Origin of the sequence: Rubrivirga sp. (assembly GCF_965213695.1) — a bacterium.
GTDB lineage: Bacteria > Bacteroidota > Rhodothermia > Rhodothermales > Rubricoccaceae > Rubrivirga.
Window position 1 is genome coordinate 2061508 of sequence record NZ_OZ243912.1, and the last position, 21682, is coordinate 2083189.

Here is a 21682-nt window from a genome sequence, read left to right on the forward strand (position 1 = left end):
GCGTCAGGGACGAGGGAAGGACGGCTCGAGCCTCGCGTAGAGGTCCCGGAACCGGTCGTACGCCGCGCCGAGGTCGGACGCGCCCGGCTCGGTCGTCTCGCCGACGGTGACGGTCGCGTCCGTCGCCGTCGCCACGTCCGGCCACACGCCGGCGCCGACGCCGGCGAGCAGCGCGGCCCCGAACGCCGCGGCCTCGGGCGTCTGGACGGGCGCGAGCGCAACGCTCAACGTGTCGGCCAGGATCTGGCGCCACAGCGGGCTCACGGCCCCGCCGCCGGCGACCCGGACCGTGTCCGGCGCCTCGACGCCCGACTGGCGGAGCAGCTCGAGGTTGTCGCGGAGCCCGAACGCCACGCCCTCCAGCACGGCGCGCGTCGCGTGGCCGCGCCCGTGCCGCAGCGTCAGCCCGACGAAGGCGCCCTGGGCGAGCGGGTTGGCGTGGGGCGTCCGCTCGCCGGCGAGGTAGGGGAGGAACGTCAAACCCTCGGACCCCGGCGCCACGCCGGCCGCCTCGGCGAGCAGGGCGTCGTAGCCGGTGTCGGGCGCGAACGTGTCGCGGTACCACCGGAGCGAGCCGGCCGCCGACAGCATGACGCCCATCAGGTGCCACAGCCCGGGGACCGCGTGCGGGAAGGCGTGCGCCCGCCCCTGCGGCGCCGTGTGCGGCGCGTCGGTCGGCGCGAAGACGACGCCGGAGGTGCCGAGCGACATCGCCCACACGCCCGGCCGGACGGCTCCGACGCCGACGGCAGTGGCCGCCTGGTCACCGCCTCCGCCCACGACGGGCGTCCCAACGGCGAGCCCCGTCTCCTCGGCCGCCTGAGCCGAGACGGCGCCCGTGACCTCGGGCCCCTCGTGCGTCGGCGGGAGCCAGTCGGCCGGCACGTCGAGCGCGTCGAGGACCGTCGCCGACCAGTCGCGCGAGGCGAGGTCGAGGAGCAGCGTCCCGCCCGCGCCCGCCCGGTCGGTCGCGAAGCCGCCCGTCAGCCGGTAGCGGAGGTAGTCCTTGGGCAGCAGCACCTGGGCGACGCGGGCGACCACGTCGGGCTCGTGCTCCTTCACCCACAGCAGCTTGGGCGCCGTGAACCCGGCGAAGGCGTCGTTGCCCGTCTCGGCCACGAGCGCGTCCAGCCCGCCCAGCCGCTCGCGGATCTCGTCGCACTGAGCCTGGGCGCGGCCGTCGTTCCACAGCATCGCCGGTCGCAAGACGGCACCGGCGCCGTCGAGCAGGACGAGCCCGTGCATCTGGCCCGTCAGCCCGACGGCGCGGACGTCGGGCCCGGCCGCGCCCGCCTCGGCCAGCGCCTGCCGGACGCTCGCGGCCGTCGCGCGCCACCACTCGTCGGGGCCCTGCTCGCTCCAGAGCGGGCGCGGCGACGAGTGGTCGTGGGGCGTCGAGCCGACCGCGACGACGTGGCCGGCGTCGTCCATCAGCAGCGCCTTGGTCGCCGTCGTCGAGGTGTCGATGCCGAGGAGGTAGGCCATGGGAATGGGGATGTGGGGACCGCCTCGCGGCCCGGGTCGCCTTCGGGAGGCCCGCCCTCTCGCGCCCCGGCCGGAGCGCTGGGCCGGGGCTCTCGACCCCTCGTCCGACGAGCGGAGCGGGTCCGAGGGCGAGGGGCAACTGTCCGGGCGCGAGGGTGGGTTGACTGAATTGAAGCGGTATAATAAATCCGGTTCTTCGCCGCGCTGCGATGATCCGCCGGCCGCGCCCGGCGGGGGACCGGGGCGGTCGCGAGTACCCCGTCAGCCCTCCCAGATCCGACCCTGAGCCTCTCTGCGGACCCCCTCATGGCCAAACGAATCACCATCTCTGACGTCGCCGAGAAGGCCGGGGTCTCGACCGGGACCGTCTCGGCCGTCATCAACCAGCGGCCGACCGTCCGCGACGCGACGCGGGCCCACGTGCTGAGGACGATCGAGGAGCTCGGCTACCTCCCCTCGGCCTCGGCCCGGCGCCTGGGGAGCCGTCGCAACGGGGACGACGCCTCGCCGCCGGGCATGGGCATCGTGATCAAGGAGATCGACAACCCGTTCTACGCCGAGGTGGTGAAGGGCGCGAGCGCCGAGCTCAACGCGCGCGGCTTCGTCCCGTTCGTGTGCACCTCCGAGGGCGACTTCCAGCGGGAGGGCCTGGCCATCGACTCGCTCCGCGGCCGCGATCTCTCAGGCGTCATCGTGGCCCCGGTCCTGGACGCCGACGCCGACCTCTCGCACCTCTTCCTGCTCCGCCGCTCGGGCTTCCCGTTCGTCCTGCTCGAAACGGTGCTCGGCCTGCCGACGAACGTGGTGAGCGTCGACAACGTGGCCGCGGCGCAGCAGGCGGCCCGCCACCTGATCGGGCTGGGGCACGAGCGGATCGCCCACTTCGCGGGCCCGGCGTACACGCGGCACAGCCTGGACCGGCGGCTCGGGGTCGAGAAGGCGTTCAGCCAGTCCCCGCTCCGGTTCTCCGACGACGCGGTCGTCGCGTCCGGGTCCCGGTTCGAGGACGGCTACCAAGCCGGGCTCCGCACCTTCCGCGAGCGGGCGGACCGGCCGACGGCCGTCGCGTGCTTCAACGACCTCGTCGCGCTCGGGCTCATCAAGGCCCTGGTCGACCTCGGCCTGCGTGTGCCCGAGGACGTCTCCGTCGTCGGCTTCGACGACGTCCCGGTGGCCACCCAGACGACGGCCCCGCTGACGACGGTCCAGGTGCCCAAGCGCGAGATGGGCCGGCGCGCGGTCCAGATCATCTTGGACCAGATCGAGGAGCCCGAAGCGGACCCGGTCACGGTCGTCCTCGACGCCGCCCTCGCCGTCCGCGCGACGACGGGGCCGCCGGCCGGGCGCTGACCAGGCTTGGGACTGGAGCCTAGAGGCTCCTCGCGCAGAGGACCGCCAGTCCTGCCCTGGTAGTGCGTCAGCACTAGCACAAATCGTCGGCATGCACCTTGACTCGGAAGGGGGGGGGGGGGGGTAGTCTAATTTTGGGTCTTGGAAGGCCCGCCTGTCTCATCACCAACACCCTCATGCTCACAAAACGTATAGTTCAGAGCCTCCTGGCGCTGTCTCTCTTCGTCGGGTCAGGCCTGGCAACGCCGGCTGCTGCTGCCCCGTTCTGCATTTTCGAAACGCATGGCATAGACGGTCAGTGCTTTCTCGTGTGGGGATGCGATGACGGGAGCGCTGGGTTCGCCTACACAGACGGGTCCCTGTGCTACATGTACGCATAAGTTCCAGCAAGCTCTCACATCAACCAGACAGCTATGAAACGCTTGATGCTTCTCTGCTCGCTCCTCGCACTCGTGGCGTGCGAGCAGACAAATCCCCAGCCGGTCGCAGAGGTTCTTCCTGCGGCGTCCGATCCCGTCTTGAGCCGGGTGGACTTCGCCCGCGCTCCCGGAGCCTCCCAAGAAGACCTCACCGCGAGCGTGAAGGCGGCCCTGACGGCTACTGTGAACATCGCCAAGAAGGCTGACGGCTGGCAAGACGCTCACGATCGAGCGCAAGAGGCCGTCGCGGCGGCCGAGCCCGGCGTCGTCCGCTCGAACGTCGAGCAGGCGATGGCTAAGCTCATGCTGACGGGTTACCTCGTCCCGAACCGGTCGGAGGAGGGAGTCCCTGAATTGGCCCTGGAGTATTCCCGAGCTCTCGTCCAACACGAGAGCCCCGAGGCGGAGACGATCCTCGAGTCGGTCGGGGCCTTCCGCACCGAATGGGGTCCGATAGAGACTCGTTCCGTCGCGGTCCGCGCAGCCGAAGCCGCCGAGTCCTACGTCGCCGAGACGGCACGTTGTACGGACTGTGACATGCCGGAGGCGGCCCGCCGAGACCTCTCCGACGAGGGCCGCGATGAGGATGTCGTGTCGGCACGGCGCCTCGAAGCGGCGGCCCAGCTTCGGGCCCTCGCGGAGTAGCATTCGAGACAGACTTTGGGTGTCGCGGCCGGCGGGCGAGAGCTCAGCCGGCCGCGTCGTGATCGGTCGGCGCGTCGTAGTGCGCCCGGATCTTGGCCGCCACTGACGGGCCCGTGAACGCCGCGATCTCGGCCTCGGTCGCCGCCTTGACTGCTTTGAGACTCCCGAGCTGGGTCAGCAGCTTCTTGGCCGTCTTGGCCCCGACGCCCGGGATGTCGAGCAGCTCGCTCCTGAGGTCCTTGATCCGCCGCTGCTTGCGCTGGGCCGTGACCGCGAACCGGTGGGCCTCGTCACGGACCCGCTGGATCAGCCGGAGCGACGACGACGTGCGCGGGATGATGATGGACTGGCTCGACCCCGGCACGAACACCTCTTCGAGCCGCTTCGCTAGCCCGACGACGGGGAACTTGCCGTAGACGTCGACCCGCCGCAGCGACTCGACGGCCGACGACAGCTGGCCCTTGCCGCCGTCGATGATGACCAGGTCTGGCCACGGCCCGTTCTCCTCGAGCAGCCGGGCGTAGCGCCGCTCGACGACCTCGCGCATCGACTGGAAGTCGTCGGGCTTGCCGGACTCGACCGTCCGGATCTTGTACGTCCGGTAGTCCGACTTGCGCGGCTTGCCGTCTTGGAAGACGACGCAGCTCGCGACGGTCCCGGTCCCGCCCAAGTGCGAGATGTCGAAGCACTCGATCCGGCGCGGCGGTTTTTTGAGGTGGAGGTCGCGCTCCAGGCTCAGGACCGACCGCGGGATCCGGTCCTCCTCGCGCTGCTCCTGCTGGAGCTTCCACTCGCCGAGCAGGAGCCGGGCGTTCGCCTCGACCATGTTCATCAGGTCCACCTTCTCGCCGCGCTGGGGCGTCCGGACCTCGACCCGGCGCCCCTTCTTCTCGCGCAAGAGCGCCTCGACGACCGACGGGTCCGCGAGGTCGCCGGCGAGGTAGACCTCGTTGGGGAAGAACGCCGCGTCGGCGTAGTAGCCCTCGACGATCCGCTGCTGGATCTCGCCGTCCTCGGCCCCCTCGACGCCCCGGACGATCTTGTGCGTCCGCCCGATGATCTTGCCCTCGCGGACCTTGAACAGGACGCCTACGCCGACGTCGGCCTCGCGGTCGAGCGCGAGCGCGAACAGGTCCCGGTCGACCTCGGGGTCGGTGACCACCTTCTGCTTCTGGGCGTACGTCTCGAGCGCGCGCAGCCGGTCCCGCACCTCGGCGGCCTCCTCGAACTGCTTCTCGGACGCCAGCCGCGCCATCTCGCCCTGGAGAAGTTCGACTAGCTCGCGCGTCTGGCCGTTCAGGAGCGCCGTGATCTGGCGGATCGTGCTGTCGTAGTGCGCCTCCGTTTCGTAGCCGACGCACGGCGCGGCGCACTTCTGGATGTGGTAGTCGAGGCACGGCTGGTACTTGCCGGCCTCGATGGCGGCCTGGTTCAGGTGGAGCGCGCACGACCGGAGCTTGAACAGGTCCTTGATCGTCTTCAGGACGAGCTTCATCGCCCGGGCGTCGGTGTACGGCCCGAAGTACAGCGAGCCGTCGCGGCGGACGGTCCGCGTCGGGAAGACGCGCGGGAACCGCTCGTTCTTGATGCAGATGTAGGGGTAGCTCTTGTCGTCTTTGAGGAGGACGTTGTAGCGGGGTTTGAGTCGCTTGATGAGGTTGTCCTCCAGCAGCAGCGACTCGACCTCGGTGTCGGTCACGATCACCTCGACGTCGGCGATCTTCTTGACGAGCGCCTCGGTCTTGGCCTCGCGCGGGCGGCCCTCCTGGAAGTAGCTCCGGACGCGGCTGCGCAGGTTCTTGGCCTTGCCCACGTAGATCACCTTCCCGTCGGCGTCCTTGTGCTGGTAAACGCCGGGCGAGGTCGGGAGGTGCTTGAGCTTGTCGGCGAGGGCGTCGGTCATCGGGCGGGGGGCGGACGGGGGCTCGTACGCCGGCCCGGCAACGTCGTGCCCGGCGGTGTCGAGCGCGCGTCAGCGGCTGCCGAGGCTTTTGCTCGGGCCCGGAGGAGGGGGGCACACGAGGCAGGGGAGGGCCCCGTTCTTGGGCCTTCCCTTCACCACTTCCGCTCGATCCCATGCGCACGTTCGCCCTGGCCCTCGCGGCCCTGTTGGCCCCCTCCGTCCTCGCTCAGCCGGTCTTGACCGACTCGTCGGACACCTACGTCAGCCCGCTCTTTGGGATCGGCAGCAGTGGGGGGGGCAGGACGGCGTTCCTCGTCGGCGCCGACGTCGGTCGCCGCGTCGCGCCGTCCGTCGACCTCGGCGCGCGCGTGATCGGGGGCGACCTGACCTACGGCGACGGCGGGGCGTTCCTGACCGTCGGCCCGACGCTCGGGACGACGCGCCGGCTCGGGGCCGGCGTCGAGCTCGACGCCCGGCTGCTGGGGACGGCGACCTTCGCCGACCTCGGGCCCCGGGTCGGCGACGACGGGTTCGGCCTCCGGCGGATTCAGGGGACCGGGCAGGTCTCGCTCAGCCGGCCCCTCCGCGTCGTCGGGAGCCTGCGACTGGCGCCGACCGTCGGGGCCTACGGGACGGCGTGCCGCGTCATCGGCTACGAGGTGACGGGCGCGGCCCTTCGGTGCGCCGAGGCGGGCGCCCTCGCCGGCGTCGACGTCCGCTTCCGCCTGTTCGGAGCCGACGTCTCGCTCCCCGTCGTCGCCCCGATCCGGCTCGTCGGCAACGACGCTGCGGGCCGGCTGGGGCTGTTCGACGTGTCGCAGGTCCCGATCACGGGTGGCCTGCGGGTTCGGTTTTAGGCCGGCTCGCGCTCGGGGCGTTGCACGAGACGGCGTCATCGGCTAGACTGCGAGGGCATCGAAGAGAACCGGGCCATGAGCGTCGAGGAGATCCTGACTACCATCCGCGAGCTCCCCGAGCGCGACCAGTCGCGTGTGTTCGCCGAGCTGGACCGGATGCGCCAGTTGACGGAGATGCGTGCCGGCGTCGCCGACGCCCTCGCCTCTGCCGAACGCGGCGATGTCGCCCCGTGGGACCCCGACGCCATCAAGCGCGAAGGGCGCGAGCGGCGGACCGCCGGTGCCTAGCTACGAGACCACGCCCGAGTTCCGCCGCGACGCGGCCGAGGCGTGGGACTTCATCTTCGAGCAGGCCGGTGACCTGCGTGCCGACCGGGTCATCGACGCCATCACCGAGAGCTTGCAGACGCTCGCGGAAACGCCGCGGATCGGCACGCCGCGCCCCGATCTCTCCGACGCCGAGGAGGTCCGCAGCTTTGTGGCGCGCCCCTACCTGATCGTCTACCGACCGCTGCCGGCCGGGGGCATCCTCGCCCTGCGGCTCTACCACACCTCCCGAGACCCCGAGGGGCTGTCTCGGTCGTGACCTACGGGGCGTACGGGGCCGTCTCCACGTGCCTCGCGCTCTCGGTACGTCCCGAGGCCCGCCGAGCGCTTAAACCCTGAGGGAGTCCGGCGTGGAGTCCGGGGCCCGCCACATGGCCCAGTGGGTGGGGCCGCCGGGCAGCGGGATCTCGCCGGTGACCTCGAACCCGAGCCGCCGGTAGAACGCGACGTTCGTCGCCGTCCCCGTCTCCAAAAAGGTGCCCACTTCGCCCGCGTCGGCCCGCGCGAGCCCGGCGCGGACGAGCGCGCTCCCGACGCCCCGGCCCTGCGCCTCGGGGTCGACGGCGAGCAGGCCGAGGTACCAGAACCGACCGTCCGGCATCGCGTCGTCGAACGCGCGGTACGCCCGCCGCACCGCCGGCAGCCGGCGCAGCCCGGCCCCTCGGACGAGCGCGGGGAGCGCCGTCCACTCGCGCCACGCCGGGACCTCGGCGCCGGGCGGGAGCCACAGCGCCAACCCGGCCAGGGCCCCGTCCGCCTCGGCCATCTCGCAGACGCCGTACGGCGCGTAGACGTAGCGGACGTAAGCGGCGTGCTCGCCTGCGAACCCGGCGAGCCGTCGCGACGGGTCGGGGTAGACGAACTGGAACAGCGGGTCGTCGAAAAAGGCCCGGGCCGCCAGAGCCGCGGCGGCCTCGACCTCGTCGGAGCGGAGCGGGCGGACGGTCATGCCAGCAGGAACTCCCGGACGCCGGCCGCGAACGTCGGCACGTCGACGCCCTGGATGGGGTGGTCGAGGCCTGGCAAGATCTGGAGCCGGGCGTCGGGCAACGCGCGCCACAGGCCGACGGCGTGGCGGACGTCGAAAAAGCGGTCGCGGTCGCCGGCTGACACCAGCGTCGGGATGGCGATCTGGGCAAGGTCGGCGTCTGGCATCCGGTCGTCCGGCAGGCCGCGCGTGAACGCGATCATCTGGTCCACAAGCCCGCGCCAGCGGTCGGCGCCGTGGACCTCGGACAGACGGCGGGCCCAGAACGGGTGCTCGGCCTCCATCGTCGCGGGGTCCATGGGGTTGGTCATGGCCTCGACCTCGGCCCGGTCCCACTGCACGTTGACGCCGTGGACGGCCAGACGCGAGACGAGGTCGGGTCGCTGGCGGGCGAGCGCGAGGGCGACACCGCCGCCCATCGAGAAGCCGAAGACGGCGGCGGGGCCGGCGGCCACGGTCTCGAGAGCTGTTATTGCAGCACCCACGTACGGTCTCCACGTCGGCGCCGGGCCCGCCAGCGGACCGCTCCGCCCGTGGCCCGGGAGGTCGAGCCCGATCACCTGAAAGTCCCGCTCCCAGACCCGGATCAGCCGGTCCGTCTCCAGCTCGGTCGACCCGAGCGCGCCGTGGAGGACGAGGAGCCGGGGCGCGTCTTCCGGCCCGGAGAGCTGGACGGCCACCAACCCCACTGGCGTTTCGATCTCGGTCCAGACGGGCGGCGGGCGGACGCTCTCGACCAGCTCGACCAGCACGCCGGCCGTGTCCTTCGGGTGGAGGAACACGATCCGCTTGCCGTCGGCGCCGGGCCGGGGCGCGTCGGCGAGCGGGCGGACGCCGAGGGCGCGGACCCGGTCGATCTCGGCGTCGAGGTCGGCCACCTCGAAGGCGAGGTGGTGGAGGCCGGGCCCGCGCCGCTCCAGGTGCTTGGCGATGGGCGAGTCGGCGCGGGTGGCCTCGACCAACTCCATCTTGGGCGCCGCGTTGGCCCGTCCGCCGTCGCCGAAGAACAGCGTCCGGACGCCCTCGCGCTCGACGACCTCCGCTTTGTAGGGGGCCGCCTCGAACAGCCGCTCGAAGACGGCCGCCTGCTCGGCGCTCTCGATGGCGATGCCGACGTGCTCCAGGGTCATGAGTCGGGGGAGGGGGGAGGCCGGAAACTCGCACCCGGCGGGCTCGTCCCACGCGCCATGCTGCTCCACACCCACGCGCCCGCCCGTCCGGGCCCCGCTCGCGGCGACGACGCGCAGCGCCAGCAGCGCTTGGCGATGACGGCGAGCCTGGCGGTCGCCGTGCTCATGCTCGTCGGCAAGGCGGCGGCGTACGGGCTCACCGGCTCGACGGCCATCCTGTCCGACGCGCTCGAGTCGGTGATCCACCTCGCGGCGACGGCCATGGCCGGGTTCAGCCTGTGGTACGCGGCCCAGCCACCGGACGCCGCGCACCCCTACGGCCACGGCAAGATCGCCTACGTCTCGGCGGGCGTCGAGGGCGCCCTGATCCTGGTCGCCGCCGTCGGCATCGTGTGGACGGCGACGCTGGACCTGATCCGCGGGCCCGAGGTCGAGCAGCTCGGGCTGGGCCTGCTCATAACCGGCGCGCTGGCCGCCGTCAACCTGGTCCTCGGGCTCGGCCTGGTCCGCGTCGGCCGGCGGACGAACGCGCTCGTGCTCGTGGCCAACGGCCACCACGTCCTGACCGACATGTGGACGAGCCTGGGCGTGCTCGTCGGCGTCGGGCTGGTGTGGGCGACGGGCGCGGTCTGGCTCGACCCGGTCGTCGCCATCGTGGTGGGGCTCAACATCGTGTGGACCAGCGGGGGGCTGATGCGCGAGGCCTACGGCGGGCTGATGGAGACGGCCACGCCCGAGGCGACGGCCCGCGTGCTGGGCACGCTCGACCAGGCCGTCGCCGACGGGCTCATCGACGGGCACCACCACGTCCGCCACCGCCGCGTCAACGACCAGGTCTGGATCGAGCAGCACCTCCTGATGCCCGACGACCTCCGCCTCGACGAGGCCCACCAGCGGGCGACGGCCGTCGAGCTCCGCCAGCGGGCGCTCTTCCCCGAGAGCCGGGTCCAGGTCACGAGCCACCTCGAGCCCCGCTCCCACGACCACCCGGCCGGCGCGCCCCACGACGCCGTCTCCGACTCGCTCGCCTAGACCTAAATGCGCATCGCTGTGATTGGGGGCCTGGCCGCCGGGCCCGCCGCCGCCGCCGAAGCCAAGCGCCAGGCCCCGGACGCCACCGTCGTCCTGTTCGAGGAGGGGCCCCACATCTCCGTCGGGACGTGCGAGATCCCGTACCTCATCGGCGGCCGGCTCGAGCCGGGCACGGACCTGGTCGTGCTCACGCCCGACGAGATCCGGCGGACGCGCGGCGTCGACGCCCGCGTCCGCCACCGGGTCACGGCGCTCGACCCGGGCCGCGGCCGGCTGACCGTCGAGGCCCTCCACTTCGGCTCGACGACGGAGGAGCCGTTCGACCGGTTCATCCTGGCGACCGGCGCTCGCGCCCGTCGCCTGGGCGTCGACGGCGAGGACGCGGCCGGCGTGTTCACCGTCCGCAACCTGGTCGACACACACGCGATCCTGCGCTGGCTCGACACCGAGCCGGTCCGCCACGTCGTCGTGGTCGGCGGCGGCTACATCGGGCTCGAGATGGCCGAGGCCATGCGCGAGCGCGGCTTGAGGGCGACGATCCTGGACCCGAACGGCCGCGTGCTGGGCAACACCGTCGCGTGCGAGGCCAGCGACCTGATGAACGAGGCCGTCGCGGCGGCGGGCGTCGCCGTCCGCGCCGAGCGCGTGACGGCCATCCTGGCCGACGACGACGGCCGCGTCCGCGCCGTCCGGACGGACCGGGGCGAGCTCGTCGGGTGCCAGATGGTGGTCGTCTCGGTCGGCGTCGAGCCGCGCGTCGAGCTGGCCCAAGCCGCCGGGATCCGCCTCGGCGACCGAGGGGGGGTCGCCGTCGACGACCAGATGCGGACCTCGGCCCGCCGCGTGTGGGCGTGCGGCGACGTGGTCGAAATCCCGCGCGCGCCCGACGGCCGCCGCGTCCTGTGGCCCCTCGCCACGACGGCCCGGCGGACGGCCCGCGTCGCGGCCCGGAACGCGACCGGCACGGCCGACCGGTTCCGCCCGTTCGCCGGCGCCGTGGGCGTCCGCGCGTTCGGGGTCGAGGTCGGGTCGGTCGGGCTGTCACTGGCGCAGGCGGAGGACGCCGGGCTTGACGCCGTCGCGACCGACGTCCGCCACCTCAGCCGCACGGCGGCGTTCCCCGAGGCGTCGCCGATCGACGTCCGCCTCGTGACGGAGCGCGGGACGGGGCGCCTGCTGGGCGGGCAACTGGTCGGGGCGGAGGGCGCCGCGCTCCGGTCCGACGTCCTGGTCCCGCTCGTCGCCCGCGGGGCCACCGTCCGCGAGCTAGCCGAGGACCTCGACCTGCTCTACAACCCCCCGCTCGCCCCGGCCGTCGACCCGCTGAAGGTGGCCGCCAGCCGGGCGATGAGGGATTGAGGGGGCTGGCGGCCGTCGAAAAGTTCCGGCGGACTCCGCCCACGCCGACCTCGGCCGGGCGCACCTTCCCGTCCCCCGTCCCCCGTCCCCCGTCCCCCGTCCCCCGTCCCATGGATTTTACCGAACACTCCGTCCGCTCCGAGCAGGTCTACGACGGCGCCCTGCTGGACGTGCGCCGCGACGAGGTCCGCCTGCCCAACGGCGAGACGTCGGCGCGCGAGTGGATCAAGCACCCCGGCGCCTCGGCCGTCGTCCCCGTCGACGGCGAGGGCCGCGTGATCCTGCTCCGCCAGTACCGGTTCGGGCCCGGGCGCGAGTTCTGGGAGGTCCCGGCCGGCAAGTTCGACGAGGACGGCGAGGACGCGCTCGCCGTGGCCCGGCGCGAGCTGGCCGAGGAGGCCGGCGTCGCCGCCGAGCGGTGGACCCCGCTCGGGCAGACGTTCCCCGCCATCGGCTACTCCGACGAGACCATCTGGCTGTTCCTCGCCGAGGGCCTGTCGGCCACCGACGACCACGCCGACGACGACGAGTTCGTCGAGCCTTTCCGGGTCCCGTTCGAGGAGGCCGTCGCGATGGCCCGCCGGGGCGAGATCGAGGACGCCAAGTCGTGCGTGGCCCTGCTGCTGGCCGCTGCCGCCATCGACCGGCGGACGGGGGAGAGCGGGTAGAGCCGGCCCGTCGGGCGCCGTTTTCACAGGACCTGAGCGCCGCCGGCGTGGCGCCCCGTGGGGGCGGCGCTAGTTTTCCCGCCCCCTCCCGCGCACGCCGTGTTCTACTTCCTGATCGTCCTGATCCTCATCATCGGTGTCCTGATGGGCATCACGGTCCTGCTCCAGAGCGGCAAGGGGGGCGGCCTGGCGGGCATCGCCTCGGGCGGCCAGACGACCCAGATCCTGGGCGCGCGCCAGGCCCCGGACTTCTTGGAGAAGGCCACCTGGGCGCTGGGCTGGACGTTCCTCCTCCTGTGCCTCATCACGACGTTCTTTATCCCCCGCGCGGGCGGCGGCGGGAGCATCTTGCAGGAGCGCGCGGGCGAGCTGCCGTCGGCGGCGCCGGCCCCCATCGAGGTCCCGTCGCAGGGCCCGGCCGAGGCCGGCTCGCTCCCGAGCGCCAACCCGTCCACGCCGACGGCCCCCGACGTCCCGCCGACCGAGTAGGGCCGACGGGCACCCGACCCGGGGCCGCTGAGCAGACGCTCGGCGGCCCTTTTTTTGGCCGCCTCGGGTGGGCGCTTGGCCCGGAGTCTCGCCCCACGCCCTCGGCTCGTCCGGACCTCAGTCCCCCTCCCAGAAGAAGAGGGGACTCGCCGCCGACCCCGTAGCGCCTGGCGAGCGGGGGGCCGTGCCGTCGTCGCCAGACACACGTGCGGGGCCACCCCCGAAAGGGTGGCCCCGCGTCGACGTGCGCCGGCCTGTACGCCGGATTCTGTCCGGGCGACGGTCGCCGAGGCCGTCGCCCTGTGCCGCCATCTATCTGGGACCGCCGTCGCCGGCGGCCTCGAGCGGCCTACCCGCCCCGCGACGCCCGCGGGCCGCGGGCGGTCCCGCCGAGGCGGGACGCGGGACTGTGTGGCCTTGCACCCCGTGGGGTTTGCCTGGCCGCGGCCGTCGCCGGCCGCGCCGGTGGGCTCTTACCCCACCGTTTCACCCATCACCTGTGCCGACGCGAGCGCCGGCCATCGGCTGGTCTGTTCTCTGTTGCACGTGCCGTCGCCCGACGCTGTCGCCAGCGTCCGACGCCTTCCTGTTAGGAAGCACGGTGCCCTGTGGTGTCCGGACGTTCCTCCCCGGGACCGAGCCGCAAGCGGCTCCCCCCGAGGCGGCGGCCCGGCCGGCGCGCCGAAAGAAACGGGCGGGCGCCAGCTTCTGTGCCGGCGCCCGCCCAAGGTCGTGTGAGTTCGGCGCTAGTCCTCGGCGCCGACCTCCGCGAAGAGCGCGTCGTCGACCACGATCCGCCCGTCGTGCTCGGACACGATGATCCGGTCGCGCTGGCGGATCTCGACCTGGCGCTGGGGCGGGACCATGAAGCCGGCCGCCGCGCCGCGCTCGATGGGGACCACGGCGCGGCCGTCGCGGACGCGCGTCCGGAGCCGCTCGTAGGCCCGGAGGTAGCGGTCGTCGATGTGCTCGGCGGCCTGGGCCCGCTGCTCCTCGTACGTGTCCTGCTCCGCCTTCGTCTCCTCGACGACCCGGTCGAGCTCGACGCGCTTCTCGGCGATCCGCGTCTCGAGCTCCTTGAGCGTGTCGTCGGCGCCGTCGACGGTCTCGGCCGTGTCGCCGTCGAGGTTCTCGTACCGCTCGATCTCCTCGTAGGCGCTCTGGATCCGCTGGCGGTGGGCCTCGATCTCCTTGGTGAGCGCGTCGTACTCGCGGTTGTTCCGGACCTGGAGCTGCTGCTCCTCGTACTTCCGGATGAGCCCCTCGCTCTCGGCGATGTCGAGCTTGAGCTTCTTTTTCTGGACCTCGGCCTCCTTCTTGTCCTGGTCGATCTTGCCGAGCCGCGTCTGGAGCCCGGCCCGCTCGTCCTCCAGGTCGCGGATCTCGTCCGGCAGGTCGCCGCGGAGCTTGGTGAGCTGGTCGATCTTGGTGTCGATGATCTGGAGGCGGACGAGGGCCCGGAGCTGGTCCTCGATCGTGGTCGTGTCGGTCGCCATGTGGGGGGTGCGCGTGGGGAGTCGGGCAGGGTACCCCTCGGCGCGGCCTCCGGTTTTGAGTCCGGGGCGAATTTGAGGGTGGCAAGGTTCCGGCGTAGGGGCACGGCACGCCGTGCCCTCGTCCTGTTTTAGCCCGCGAACGTCCGCATCGGCGAGGTCCGGTGGCGGGTCATGTCGACGGCGAGGCCGGGGTGGGCCTGGCGGAGGCGGTCGGCCATCAGCCGCTCGGTGACGGCCTCCGTTTCGTAGTGGCCGGCGTCGACGAGGGCGATCCGGGGGCGGCCCTCCGGGTCGAGCGCCTCGAAAAAGCGGTGGTACGTCACGTCGGCCGTGACGTAGGCGTCGGCGCCGGCGCGGATCGCGTCGCCCAGGAACGACAGCCCGGCCCCGCCGCAGACGGCGACCCGCTCCACTGTCTGCCCGTCGTCGCCGACGTAGCGCAAGGCGCCGGCACCGAGCGCGTCGCGGACGCGGGCGAGGAACGCGGGCAGCGGCTCGGGCGCGTCGAGGCGCCCGACGACGCCGTAGCCCTGGCGCGTCGCCCGGCCGTCGAGGGCCACCACGTCGACCGCCGGCTCTTCGTACGGGTGCGCCGCCGCGACCGCCCGCCGCACCGCACCGACGGCCCACGTCGGGACGACGGCCTCGATCCGCACCTCGGCCACCGCCTCGTCGTGTCCGACCTCGCCGACGGCCGGGTCTGCGCCAACGCCGGGGCGGAACCGGCCCGTCCCCTCGGCCGAGAACGAGCACGCCGTGTAGTCGCCGATCTCGCCCGCGCCCGCCTCGGCCATCGCCTCGCGGACAGCGTCGGCCGCGTCGCCCGGTACGAACACGGTCACCTTCCGCATCACCCCGTCCAGCGGCGCCAGGATCTCGGGCTCGCGGACCCCGATCTGCTCCGCCAGCGCGAACGACACGCCGCCGAGCGCCGCGTCGAGGTTCGTGTGGACGGCGGCGTAGCTCACGCCGGCCCGGCCCAGCCGCCAGACCAGCGCGCCGATGGGGTCGTCGGCCGTCGCCCGGCCGACGGGCTTGAACAGCAGCGGGTGGTGCGTCACGATGAGCCCGGCACCGGTCTCGGCGGCTTCGTCGACCACGGCCGGCGTCAGGTCGAGGGCAACGAGGACGCGGCCGACCTCGGCGGCCGGGTCGCCCACCTGCAACCCGACGCGGTCGAAGTCGGCCTTCTGGCCGGGCGGGGCCCAGGCGTGGAGCGTGGCGAGGACGTCGGCGACGGTCGGCATCGGTGGGTCGGTGAGTCGGTGGGTCCCTGCGGCGGTTCCGGTGCCTCCCGTAGGGACACGGCGTGCCGTGTCCTCGTCACGTCTCAAACTGGATCCGAGTTCTCTCTCACGCCGCGCGGCTCGTCCCTCACCCTGTCCCTCTCCCAGAGGGAGAGGGGACGCCGAAGGTTCGGCTCCAGCACGACGTGAGGCACGAGTCGCCGGAGCGGCGTCACGCCGCCGGCCGGCCCGAGAGCGCGATGCCCTCGGCCTCGTCGACCCGCGTCAGGAGCGCCGCGCCGATGGCGAACAGGACGATGACGACCGAGATCCCGACCCGCTGCGAGCCCGTCGCGTCGGTCAGGATGCCGAGCATGAGCGGGCCCATGAAGGCCGTCGCCTTGCCCGAGAACGCGAAGAAGCCGTAGAACTCGGTCTCCTTGTCGTCCGGCACGAACCGGCCCAGCAGCGACCGGCTCGCCGACTGGTTCGGCCCGATGGCGAGCCCGACCAGGATGCCCGAGACCCAGAAGACGGTCGCGCTCGTCGTCGACACGGCCAGGACCGCGGCGACGGTCAGCAGCGCCAGCGAGATGAACAGGACGGGCCGCCCGCCGATCTTGTCGTCGAGGAACCCGAACCCGAACGCGCCGAGCCCGGCGGCCACGTTGAGCACGATGCCGAACACGAGCACCTGGGAGATCGTGAAGCCCAGCGTCCCGCTCGCGTAGATGCCGCCGAACGCGATGAGCGTCACGAGCCCGTCGTTGTAAAAGAGCCGGGCCACCAACAGGCGGACGATCTGGCGGTACCGCTTCAGCTCCCTCGCCGTCTCGGCCAACTCGGCGAAGCTCGTCCGCACCAGCGCGCCGAGCGGCGGCCGGCTCTCGACCCGGACCTCGCGGAGGACCAAAAACGTCGGGATCGAGAACAGGCCGAACCAGGCGGCCACCAGCAGGTTCGTCGCGCGGACGTGCTCGCCGGTCGCCTTGTCGAGCCCGAACGGGGCCACCTCGGGCTGGACGAACACGACGAGCGCGACGGCCAGGCACAACAGCCCGCCGACGTAGCCCAGCGCCCACCCGTAGCCCGACACGCGCCCGATCTGCTCCGGTTTGGCCACGTCCGGCAGGTAGGCGTTGTAGAACACGGCGCCCATCTCGAACGCGACATTCGCCACCACGAACCACGCCAGCGCCAGGACGGCTTGGCCGGGCTCGGCGAGGTAGAGCCCGGCCGTCGCGATCACGCACGTGACCGTCGTCGCCATGAGGAACCGCTTGCGGGCGCCGCCGCGGTCGGCCAGCGCGCCCAGGACGGGCGAGAGCAGGGCGACCACGATGGCGGTCACGGTCACGCCGCGCGACCACAGGACCGTGCCCAGCTCGCCGTCGGGCGCCAGGATCCCGGCCGCGTCGGGCGAGAGCGCCATGTAGCCCGTGAAGTACGTCCCGTAGATGAACGTGACGACGAGCGTCGTGAACGACGAGTTGGCGAAGTCGTAGAGCGACCAGGCCCAGATCGCCTTGCGGTCGCCGCGTTGGGCGGTGTGAGCCATGGGGGTGGAGTCGGGCCGCCGAAGCTAGCCCGGAACGGCTCAGGTCGCCGCTCGCCCTCCGCCCTGCCTCTGGAACACCATCAGGTTGTCCGTGATGAACCCCGAGAGCCGTGGGTGGCGGCCCAGGTCCGCGTGCAGCCGGTCGTAGGTCTCGTCGTCGTGGGGGTACCCGCGGGCCTCGAACCGCTCTTTCCAGAACGCCTTCGGTTGGCAGTTGATGTGGCCGTGGCCGCTCTGGCCGGGCTGGGCGCACGTGAGCACGACCGTCGGCGCGAGCCGGGTGAGCGCGTCGACGAAGGCCCCCGACATCTCGGTCGGCAGGTGCTCGCCGACCTCGAGGCTGAAGGCCACGTCGTACGTCGCCGCGCCCGGGAGCGGGTCGTCGTCGCCGAGGTCGAACGGCCGGAGCGGCGTGCCGGCCACGCGCGCGAAGGCCCGGCCGACGGGCGAGTACTCGAACCCGTCGGCCGCCTTCCCCCGGCGGCGGAGCGCGCCGACGAACTGCCCCGTGCCGGCCCCGACATCGACGAAGGACTCGGCGTCGGGGACCACGCGGGTGACCGACTCCGCGAACAGCGGGGCGTTCCGCCGGGCGACCATCGCGAACTCGAGGTAGACGCCGGGGTTGTAGGTCAGCCAGTCCCACCCGAGCCGGTCGCCCAGCTTCGAGGGGATGTTCCAGCTTTTCGCGATCGTGGTCTTGAGCGACATGGGCAGGCGGTGAGAGCGGGAGTGCACGGTGTGGGCCGGAGTCGCAGCGAGCCATGAGGCGAGGAGGAGAAGCTAGCCGGCAACGCCGTTTCTGGGTGACTCACTCCGCAGGCTCCTGCCAATGCCGGATCCGGTGGCAGTTGGCACAGAGAAGGTCGCAGCCGTCCAACTCCCGCTGCACGCGGGCCCAAGCCGCCCGTTTGATCTGGTTGCCTGTGAGGTCCTTCGCTTCTGGGTCGCGATGACGGAACTCGAACACGGATGGGTGAAACTTGCCGCCACAGTCCATGACGCTCCTCCCAGGTACTCGACAGCTTGCAGCTTCCGACGCTTGAATCGCTCCTGTGTGTACACGTTGTGACACACGGAGCAGTAGGGGTGATGGCGTCCCTCGGTCCGGCGGTAGTCGAAGGCGGAGGCCGGTTTATCTTGTCGACAGCGAGAGCAGGTCATGGTTCTCGTACGCCCTCGTAGCTCAGTCGGATAGAGCGACTCTCTCCTAAAGAGTAGGCCACAGGTTCGATTCCTGTCGAGGGCACCCCGTCACCCGACGTGCGCGTCGAGCCAGTCGGCGAGTTCGGCGATCACCTCGTCGCGCTCGGGCTCGTTGAGCGTCTCGTGGTAGAGGCCCGGCCACAGCCGGAGCGTCACGTCGTCGGACGCCGCGTGGTCGGCGAGCCAGCGCGTGCCGGCCGGGTCGGTGATCGTGTCGGCGTCGCCGTGGAACAGGTAGAGCGGGACGTCGAACGCCTCGGGGCGCTGGCGCACGGCCTCGATGGCCCGGACGATCCCGTACCCGAGCCGCGCGCGGACGCCCCGCTTGATCGTCAGCCGGTCCTCGCGGTAGGCCCGGACGACCGCCGGGTCGCGCGAGAGCCGGCCCAGGTCGAGCCGCGTCACGGGCACGTCGGGGAGCCACCGCGCGACGAACGGCGCCAGCGCCTCCAGCACCTTCGGCGTCCCGTCGAGGGCGAGGGCGGGCGAGGACAGGACCACGCCCGCCAGCCCGTCTGTCCCCCGGTGCGCGACTGTCGAGGCCACGACGAGCCCGCCCATTGAGTGGCCCATCAGGAACACCGGCGCGTCGCCGGCCTCGGCGCGGACCTCGGAGACGAAGGCGCTCACATCGTCGACGTACTGGTCGAACCCCTCGACCTGGCCGCGCGGCCCGTGCGACCGGCCGTGGCCCCGCAGGTCGAGCGCGTGGACGGCCAGCCGGCGCCGCATCAGCGCCGTCGCGAGCGCGGCGTACCGCCCGCTGTGCTCGTGGACCCCGTGGACCAGGACGACGTGGGCCCGGACATCGCCGGCGGGCGTCCATCGGCGCGTGAACAGGGTCAGGTCGTCGGCGGCGATGAGGGAGCCGATGGAGTGCGTCATGGATCGCGGAGGCGGGCCGGAAGGTAGACCCCATCCCGACCACCCCGGCATGACCGTCCTCGACTCCGCACCCGACCCCGTCGACCTCCTGACCGTGGTGGACCAGCAGGTCCGCGACCTCCAGGACGCGGGCGGCGAGCCCCACGCGATCTTGGTCGGGCCGGAGGCTTACGAGGCGCTCAAGACGGCCGTCGCCGAGCGGTTCGGCCGCGAACCCGCCGATCTCAGCCAGTACCAGTGGGTCCCGGTCGTCGTCGACCCGTTCCGTGGGGACCGGGTCTGCGTCGTGCCGGCCCCCCGCGACGTCGCGGCCGGCGTCCGCGCGGAGCGGGCGTGAGGGCCCGCCGTGGTCGCCCCGCCCGCCGTGCCGCGGCGGTGGCTGGACCCCTGTAGGGACAGGGCGTGCCGTGTCCTCGAACAGGCACCGCGTCCCCAAAAAGAACGACCTCCCCGCGTCACCCCCCGAACCGCAATCCGACGAGGGGCTCGAACCGGCGCTCGACCAAAAACCGGCCAGGCCCGTCGGCGTACTCGGGCCCGTCGGCCTCGGTGAGGCGGCGGTAGCCGTAGCGCGAGCGGACGAAGACCATGCCCCGGCGACCGACCGGGACGTGGACGTTGAGCACGAGCGCGTTGACGGCGCCGAGGTCCTGGATCAGGTCGAAGAACCCCCGGACGTCCTGGCGCTCGAGCCCGAACTCGACGCGGCCGTCGCCGGGCAGCCGGCCCGCCAGCCGGAGCCCGTAGGCGCTCGCGGCCTCGTCGCCGACGTGCCGGCGGACGTGCTGGGACACCTCGAGCCGGCCGAACGCGATCAGGCGGAGGTCGAGCACGACGTCGACGCCGGCCGACAGGCTGTCGAGCGGGGTCCCCGCCAGCACGTTCGGGGCGGCCGGGTCGAAGAACGCCCCGTCGTCGACGATCCGCTCGGCCCCGTTCGAGACCGCGTAGAACGGGCCGACGTGGCCGGGCACGAACCGGGCCGACGACGCGAACACGGCCAGCCGGGCCCGCGCCCGCGCCGCGTCGCCGACGTTCGACGCGCCGACCTCGACGCCGCCGCCGACCGTCGACCCGCGGCTGAGGTAGCGGGCGTGCGTCACGAACGGGCGGAGGACGACCGGCCCGAGCCCGGCGTACGAGCCCTTGAGGGTGACCTCGACGCCCGTCAGCGACGAGTCGCCGCTGAGCCCGGACCGGCCCAGGTCGTGGACCCCGCCGACGGTCAGGCCGAGGTCGGTGACCGGCCCGACACGGGCGCCCGTCCGCAGGCCGACCTCGCCGCCAACGACGCCGTCGGCCCGGAGCGCGTCGTCGATGAACCCCGCCGCCCGGAGCCGCCGGCCCTCGACGGCGCCCTCGGCCCCGACGGTCCGCTCGTCCCACGCCGTCGTCGTCCGGTAGCGACTGACGAGCGCGCCGACGCCGAGCGAGACGCGCTGGGTCGGCCCGATCCGGGCATACGTCGGGCTCCCGGCCGTCGCGTTCCACCGGACGTAGCGGACGGTCCGCGCCAGGTCGTACAGCTCGTCGTCCTCGGGGACGTAGAGCCCGCCGTCGCCTGAGTGGACCGTCTGCCCCAACCCCACGCTGAACCGCCCCGCGAGCGCCTCGACGTCGACGCGGGCGGCGGCGCGCCAGTCGTCCGGGAGGTAGGCCGGGCCCAAGGCGACCGACGCCACGACCTGGTCTTGGGGGCGGAACGCGCTGCCGAGCTCGAACGGGTCGTCGGACGAGCCGAAGGCGACCGGCTGCGCGGTGGCCGACGCGGCGGCGACGAGGGCGAGGAAGGGGAGGAGCGCGCGCACGGGTCGGAGTCGGGCCCCCAAGCTAGCGCCGGTCCCTGGCAGAACCTGACGCGAGCGGCCGGGTAGGCGGACCCCGCGCCCCGCCATGTCCGACGACCGCCTCCCCCTGTTCCCGCTCGGCATCGTGCTCCTCCCCGGGGAGCCCGTCCCGCTCCACATCTTCGAGCCGCGCTACAAGGAGATGGTCCGGGTCTGCATCGACGGGGACCGCCCGTTCGGGATCGTCTACGCCTCCGAGGAGCGCGTGGCCGACGTCGGGTGCTCGGCCCGGATCGAGCGCGTCGCGGCCCGCTACGACGACGGCCGCCTGGACATCGTGGCCGTCGGCGAGCAGCGGTTCCGCGTCGACGAGATCCACCGTGACCTGGTCTACCTCTCGGCCCAGGTCGAGCCCGTCGAGGACGGCGCCTCCGACGACGACCCCGGCGCGCGAGAGTCGGCCATCGCCCGGCACCTCAAGCTGCTCGAGATGGCCGGCGAGCCGCCCCAGCCCGGCCGCTACGACCAGTCGCTCCCCGTCTCGTACGTCATCGGCCGCAACGCCGGGCTCGACCTCGCCGACAAGCAGCGGCTGTTGGAGATGGACCGCGAGGCCGACCGGATCCGGTTCCTCGCCGACCACCTCGGGGCGCTCCTGGTCCGCCTGGAGAAGGCGCGGGAGTTCCGCGACCGGGCCCGCGGCGACGGCCACGCCAGCGGGTTCCCGGAGCTAGGGGAGGAGGGGTGAAGGTGGACCCGTGGTGGGGTGGACCCGTGGACCCGTGGGACGAGGCGGGGCCACGCCCAAGAGGAGTGGACTGGCGCGGAGGGCTCGACAGGCGCAGATTCCACTCGTCCACTCGTCCACTCGT

Annotated in this window: 21 protein-coding genes, 1 tRNA gene and 1 other RNA gene; 12 read left to right on the forward strand and 11 right to left on the reverse strand. The window is 72.8% G+C overall.

Annotation, left to right across the window (positions count from 1 at the left end; all coding sequences use genetic code 11):
* Positions 1–3 precede the first annotated feature (3 nt).
* Positions 4–1485: a xylulokinase gene (gene xylB, locus ACOOHE_RS08985; RefSeq protein ID WP_420457465.1), complete on the reverse strand. Its 1482-nt coding sequence runs from the start codon at positions 1483–1485 to the stop codon at positions 4–6.
* Between the two features lie 306 nt (positions 1486–1791).
* Here xylB and ACOOHE_RS08990 point away from each other — a divergent pair, with 306 nt between their 5' ends.
* Together ACOOHE_RS08990 and ACOOHE_RS08995 are read left to right on the forward strand one after the other, a co-directional pair.
* A complete protein-coding gene (locus tag ACOOHE_RS08990; RefSeq protein WP_420457466.1) occupies positions 1792–2835 on the forward strand; it encodes a LacI family DNA-binding transcriptional regulator in 1044 nt (347 codons plus the stop codon).
* A 413-nt stretch (positions 2836–3248) separates the two neighbouring features.
* The gene (locus ACOOHE_RS08995) at positions 3249–3899 is read left to right on the forward strand and encodes a hypothetical protein (RefSeq protein ID WP_420457467.1); all 651 of its coding nucleotides are present in this window, start codon (positions 3249–3251) and stop codon (positions 3897–3899) included.
* A gap of 43 nt (positions 3900–3942) precedes the next feature.
* Here ACOOHE_RS08995 and uvrC read toward each other — a convergent pair whose 3' ends face one another.
* The gene (gene uvrC, locus ACOOHE_RS09000; RefSeq protein WP_420457468.1) at positions 3943–5802 is read right to left on the reverse strand and encodes an excinuclease ABC subunit UvrC; all 1860 of its coding nucleotides are present in this window, start codon (positions 5800–5802) and stop codon (positions 3943–3945) included.
* Positions 5803–5975: 173 nt separating this feature from the next.
* Here uvrC and ACOOHE_RS09005 point away from each other — a divergent pair, with 173 nt between their 5' ends.
* The 3 genes from ACOOHE_RS09005 (at position 5976) to ACOOHE_RS09015 (ending at position 7245) form a co-directional block, all read left to right on the forward strand.
* A complete protein-coding gene (locus ACOOHE_RS09005; protein ID WP_420457469.1) occupies positions 5976–6659 on the forward strand; it encodes a hypothetical protein in 684 nt (227 codons plus the stop codon).
* Between the two features lie 75 nt (positions 6660–6734).
* Positions 6735–6947: a hypothetical protein gene (locus ACOOHE_RS09010; RefSeq protein WP_420457470.1), complete on the forward strand. Its 213-nt coding sequence runs from the start codon at positions 6735–6737 to the stop codon at positions 6945–6947.
* Positions 6940–7245, forward strand: coding sequence for a type II toxin-antitoxin system RelE/ParE family toxin (locus tag ACOOHE_RS09015; RefSeq protein ID WP_420457471.1), 306 nt, complete (start codon positions 6940–6942; stop codon positions 7243–7245). The genes ACOOHE_RS09010 and ACOOHE_RS09015 overlap by 8 nt, the downstream gene beginning before the upstream one ends.
* Positions 7246–7314: 69 nt before the next feature.
* Here ACOOHE_RS09015 and ACOOHE_RS09020 read toward each other — a convergent pair whose 3' ends face one another.
* Both ACOOHE_RS09020 and ACOOHE_RS09025 read right to left on the reverse strand, forming a co-directional pair.
* Positions 7315–7935 carry a GNAT family N-acetyltransferase gene (locus ACOOHE_RS09020; RefSeq protein ID WP_420457472.1) on the reverse strand — a complete coding sequence of 207 codons (621 nt, stop codon included), beginning with the start codon at positions 7933–7935 and terminating at the stop codon, positions 7315–7317.
* Positions 7932–9104, reverse strand: coding sequence for an alpha/beta fold hydrolase (locus ACOOHE_RS09025; RefSeq protein WP_420457473.1), 1173 nt, complete (start codon positions 9102–9104; stop codon positions 7932–7934). The genes ACOOHE_RS09020 and ACOOHE_RS09025 overlap by 4 nt, the downstream gene beginning before the upstream one ends.
* 57 nt (positions 9105–9161) lie before the next feature.
* Here ACOOHE_RS09025 and ACOOHE_RS09030 point away from each other — a divergent pair, with 57 nt between their 5' ends.
* The 4 genes from ACOOHE_RS09030 to secG all read left to right on the forward strand — a co-directional run bounded on the left by ACOOHE_RS09030 (position 9162) and on the right by secG (position 12652).
* Positions 9162–10136, forward strand: a complete 975-nt coding sequence (locus ACOOHE_RS09030; protein WP_420457474.1) for a cation diffusion facilitator family transporter — start codon at positions 9162–9164, stop codon at positions 10134–10136.
* A 6-nt stretch (positions 10137–10142) separates the two neighbouring features.
* Positions 10143–11495: an FAD-dependent oxidoreductase gene (locus tag ACOOHE_RS09035; RefSeq protein WP_420457475.1), complete on the forward strand. Its 1353-nt coding sequence runs from the start codon at positions 10143–10145 to the stop codon at positions 11493–11495.
* Positions 11496–11605: 110 nt separating this feature from the next.
* Positions 11606–12163 (forward strand): NUDIX domain-containing protein, encoded by a 558-nt coding sequence (locus tag ACOOHE_RS09040; protein WP_420457476.1) that lies wholly within the window; start codon positions 11606–11608, stop codon positions 12161–12163.
* A 99-nt stretch (positions 12164–12262) separates the two neighbouring features.
* Positions 12263–12652 carry a preprotein translocase subunit SecG gene (gene secG / locus ACOOHE_RS09045; protein ID WP_420457477.1) on the forward strand — a complete coding sequence of 130 codons (390 nt, stop codon included), beginning with the start codon at positions 12263–12265 and terminating at the stop codon, positions 12650–12652.
* Between the two features lie 241 nt (positions 12653–12893).
* Here the strand turns inward: secG and rnpB are convergent.
* From rnpB to ACOOHE_RS09070, 5 genes are all read right to left on the reverse strand, one after another.
* Positions 12894–13333, reverse strand: an RNA gene (rnpB, locus tag ACOOHE_RS09050) — RNase P RNA component class A.
* 65 nt (positions 13334–13398) lie between these two features.
* Positions 13399–14148, reverse strand: a complete 750-nt coding sequence (locus ACOOHE_RS09055; protein WP_420457478.1) for a zinc ribbon domain-containing protein — start codon at positions 14146–14148, stop codon at positions 13399–13401.
* A gap of 128 nt (positions 14149–14276) precedes the next feature.
* Positions 14277–15395, reverse strand: a complete 1119-nt coding sequence (locus ACOOHE_RS09060) for a Nif3-like dinuclear metal center hexameric protein (protein ID WP_420457479.1) — start codon at positions 15393–15395, stop codon at positions 14277–14279.
* 211 nt (positions 15396–15606) lie between these two features.
* Positions 15607–16932 carry an MFS transporter gene (locus tag ACOOHE_RS09065; RefSeq protein WP_420457480.1) on the reverse strand — a complete coding sequence of 442 codons (1326 nt, stop codon included), beginning with the start codon at positions 16930–16932 and terminating at the stop codon, positions 15607–15609.
* 39 nt (positions 16933–16971) lie between these two features.
* Positions 16972–17643, reverse strand: coding sequence for a class I SAM-dependent methyltransferase (locus tag ACOOHE_RS09070; protein ID WP_420457481.1), 672 nt, complete (start codon positions 17641–17643; stop codon positions 16972–16974).
* 464 nt (positions 17644–18107) lie between these two features.
* On the opposite strand from ACOOHE_RS09070, the gene ACOOHE_RS09075 reads away from it, so the two are divergent.
* Positions 18108–18181, forward strand: a tRNA-Arg gene (locus tag ACOOHE_RS09075).
* Between the two features lie 5 nt (positions 18182–18186).
* Here ACOOHE_RS09075 and ACOOHE_RS09080 read toward each other — a convergent pair.
* Positions 18187–19023, reverse strand: coding sequence for a lysophospholipase (locus ACOOHE_RS09080; protein ID WP_420457482.1), 837 nt, complete (start codon positions 19021–19023; stop codon positions 18187–18189).
* 49 nt (positions 19024–19072) lie between these two features.
* Between ACOOHE_RS09080 and ACOOHE_RS09085 the strand changes: the two genes are divergently transcribed.
* A complete protein-coding gene (locus ACOOHE_RS09085) occupies positions 19073–19360 on the forward strand; it encodes a family 4C encapsulin nanocompartment shell protein (protein WP_420457483.1) in 288 nt (95 codons plus the stop codon).
* A gap of 118 nt (positions 19361–19478) precedes the next feature.
* Here the strand turns inward: ACOOHE_RS09085 and ACOOHE_RS09090 are convergent, their stop codons facing one another.
* Positions 19479–20831, reverse strand: a complete 1353-nt coding sequence (locus ACOOHE_RS09090; RefSeq protein ID WP_420457484.1) for a hypothetical protein — start codon at positions 20829–20831, stop codon at positions 19479–19481.
* Positions 20832–20916: 85 nt separating this feature from the next.
* Here ACOOHE_RS09090 and ACOOHE_RS09095 point away from each other — a divergent pair, with 85 nt between their 5' ends.
* Positions 20917–21558: an LON peptidase substrate-binding domain-containing protein gene (locus ACOOHE_RS09095; RefSeq protein ID WP_420457485.1), complete on the forward strand. Its 642-nt coding sequence runs from the start codon at positions 20917–20919 to the stop codon at positions 21556–21558.
* Positions 21559–21682 lie beyond the last annotated feature (124 nt).

What these genes read in the sequence shown, in the direction of transcription:
- ACOOHE_RS08995 (WP_420457467.1), top strand. Translation starts at nt 3,249, where the DNA reads ATGAAACGCTTGATGCTTCTCTGCTCGCTCCTCGCACTCGTGGCGTGC.
- ACOOHE_RS09020 (WP_420457472.1), bottom strand. Translation starts at nt 7,935, where the DNA reads ATGACCGTCCGCCCGCTCCGCTCCGACGAGGTCGAGGCCGCCGCGGCT.
- ACOOHE_RS09005 (WP_420457469.1), top strand. Translation starts at nt 5,976, where the DNA reads ATGCGCACGTTCGCCCTGGCCCTCGCGGCCCTGTTGGCCCCCTCCGTC.
- ACOOHE_RS09080 (WP_420457482.1), bottom strand. Translation starts at nt 19,023, where the DNA reads ATGACGCACTCCATCGGCTCCCTCATCGCCGCCGACGACCTGACCCTG.
- ACOOHE_RS09025 (WP_420457473.1), bottom strand. Translation starts at nt 9,104, where the DNA reads ATGACCCTGGAGCACGTCGGCATCGCCATCGAGAGCGCCGAGCAGGCG.
- uvrC (WP_420457468.1), bottom strand. Translation starts at nt 5,802, where the DNA reads ATGACCGACGCCCTCGCCGACAAGCTCAAGCACCTCCCGACCTCGCCC.
- ACOOHE_RS08990 (WP_420457466.1), top strand. Translation starts at nt 1,792, where the DNA reads ATGGCCAAACGAATCACCATCTCTGACGTCGCCGAGAAGGCCGGGGTC.
- ACOOHE_RS09070 (WP_420457481.1), bottom strand. Translation starts at nt 17,643, where the DNA reads ATGTCGCTCAAGACCACGATCGCGAAAAGCTGGAACATCCCCTCGAAG.
- ACOOHE_RS09095 (WP_420457485.1), top strand. Translation starts at nt 20,917, where the DNA reads ATGTCCGACGACCGCCTCCCCCTGTTCCCGCTCGGCATCGTGCTCCTC.
- xylB (WP_420457465.1), bottom strand. Translation starts at nt 1,485, where the DNA reads ATGGCCTACCTCCTCGGCATCGACACCTCGACGACGGCGACCAAGGCG.
- ACOOHE_RS09085 (WP_420457483.1), top strand. Translation starts at nt 19,073, where the DNA reads ATGACCGTCCTCGACTCCGCACCCGACCCCGTCGACCTCCTGACCGTG.
- ACOOHE_RS09030 (WP_420457474.1), top strand. Translation starts at nt 9,162, where the DNA reads ATGCTGCTCCACACCCACGCGCCCGCCCGTCCGGGCCCCGCTCGCGGC.
- ACOOHE_RS09055 (WP_420457478.1), bottom strand. Translation starts at nt 14,148, where the DNA reads ATGGCGACCGACACGACCACGATCGAGGACCAGCTCCGGGCCCTCGTC.
- ACOOHE_RS09060 (WP_420457479.1), bottom strand. Translation starts at nt 15,395, where the DNA reads ATGCCGACCGTCGCCGACGTCCTCGCCACGCTCCACGCCTGGGCCCCG.
- ACOOHE_RS09065 (WP_420457480.1), bottom strand. Translation starts at nt 16,932, where the DNA reads ATGGCTCACACCGCCCAACGCGGCGACCGCAAGGCGATCTGGGCCTGG.
- ACOOHE_RS09010 (WP_420457470.1), top strand. Translation starts at nt 6,735, where the DNA reads ATGAGCGTCGAGGAGATCCTGACTACCATCCGCGAGCTCCCCGAGCGC.
- ACOOHE_RS09040 (WP_420457476.1), top strand. Translation starts at nt 11,606, where the DNA reads ATGGATTTTACCGAACACTCCGTCCGCTCCGAGCAGGTCTACGACGGC.
- ACOOHE_RS09035 (WP_420457475.1), top strand. Translation starts at nt 10,143, where the DNA reads ATGCGCATCGCTGTGATTGGGGGCCTGGCCGCCGGGCCCGCCGCCGCC.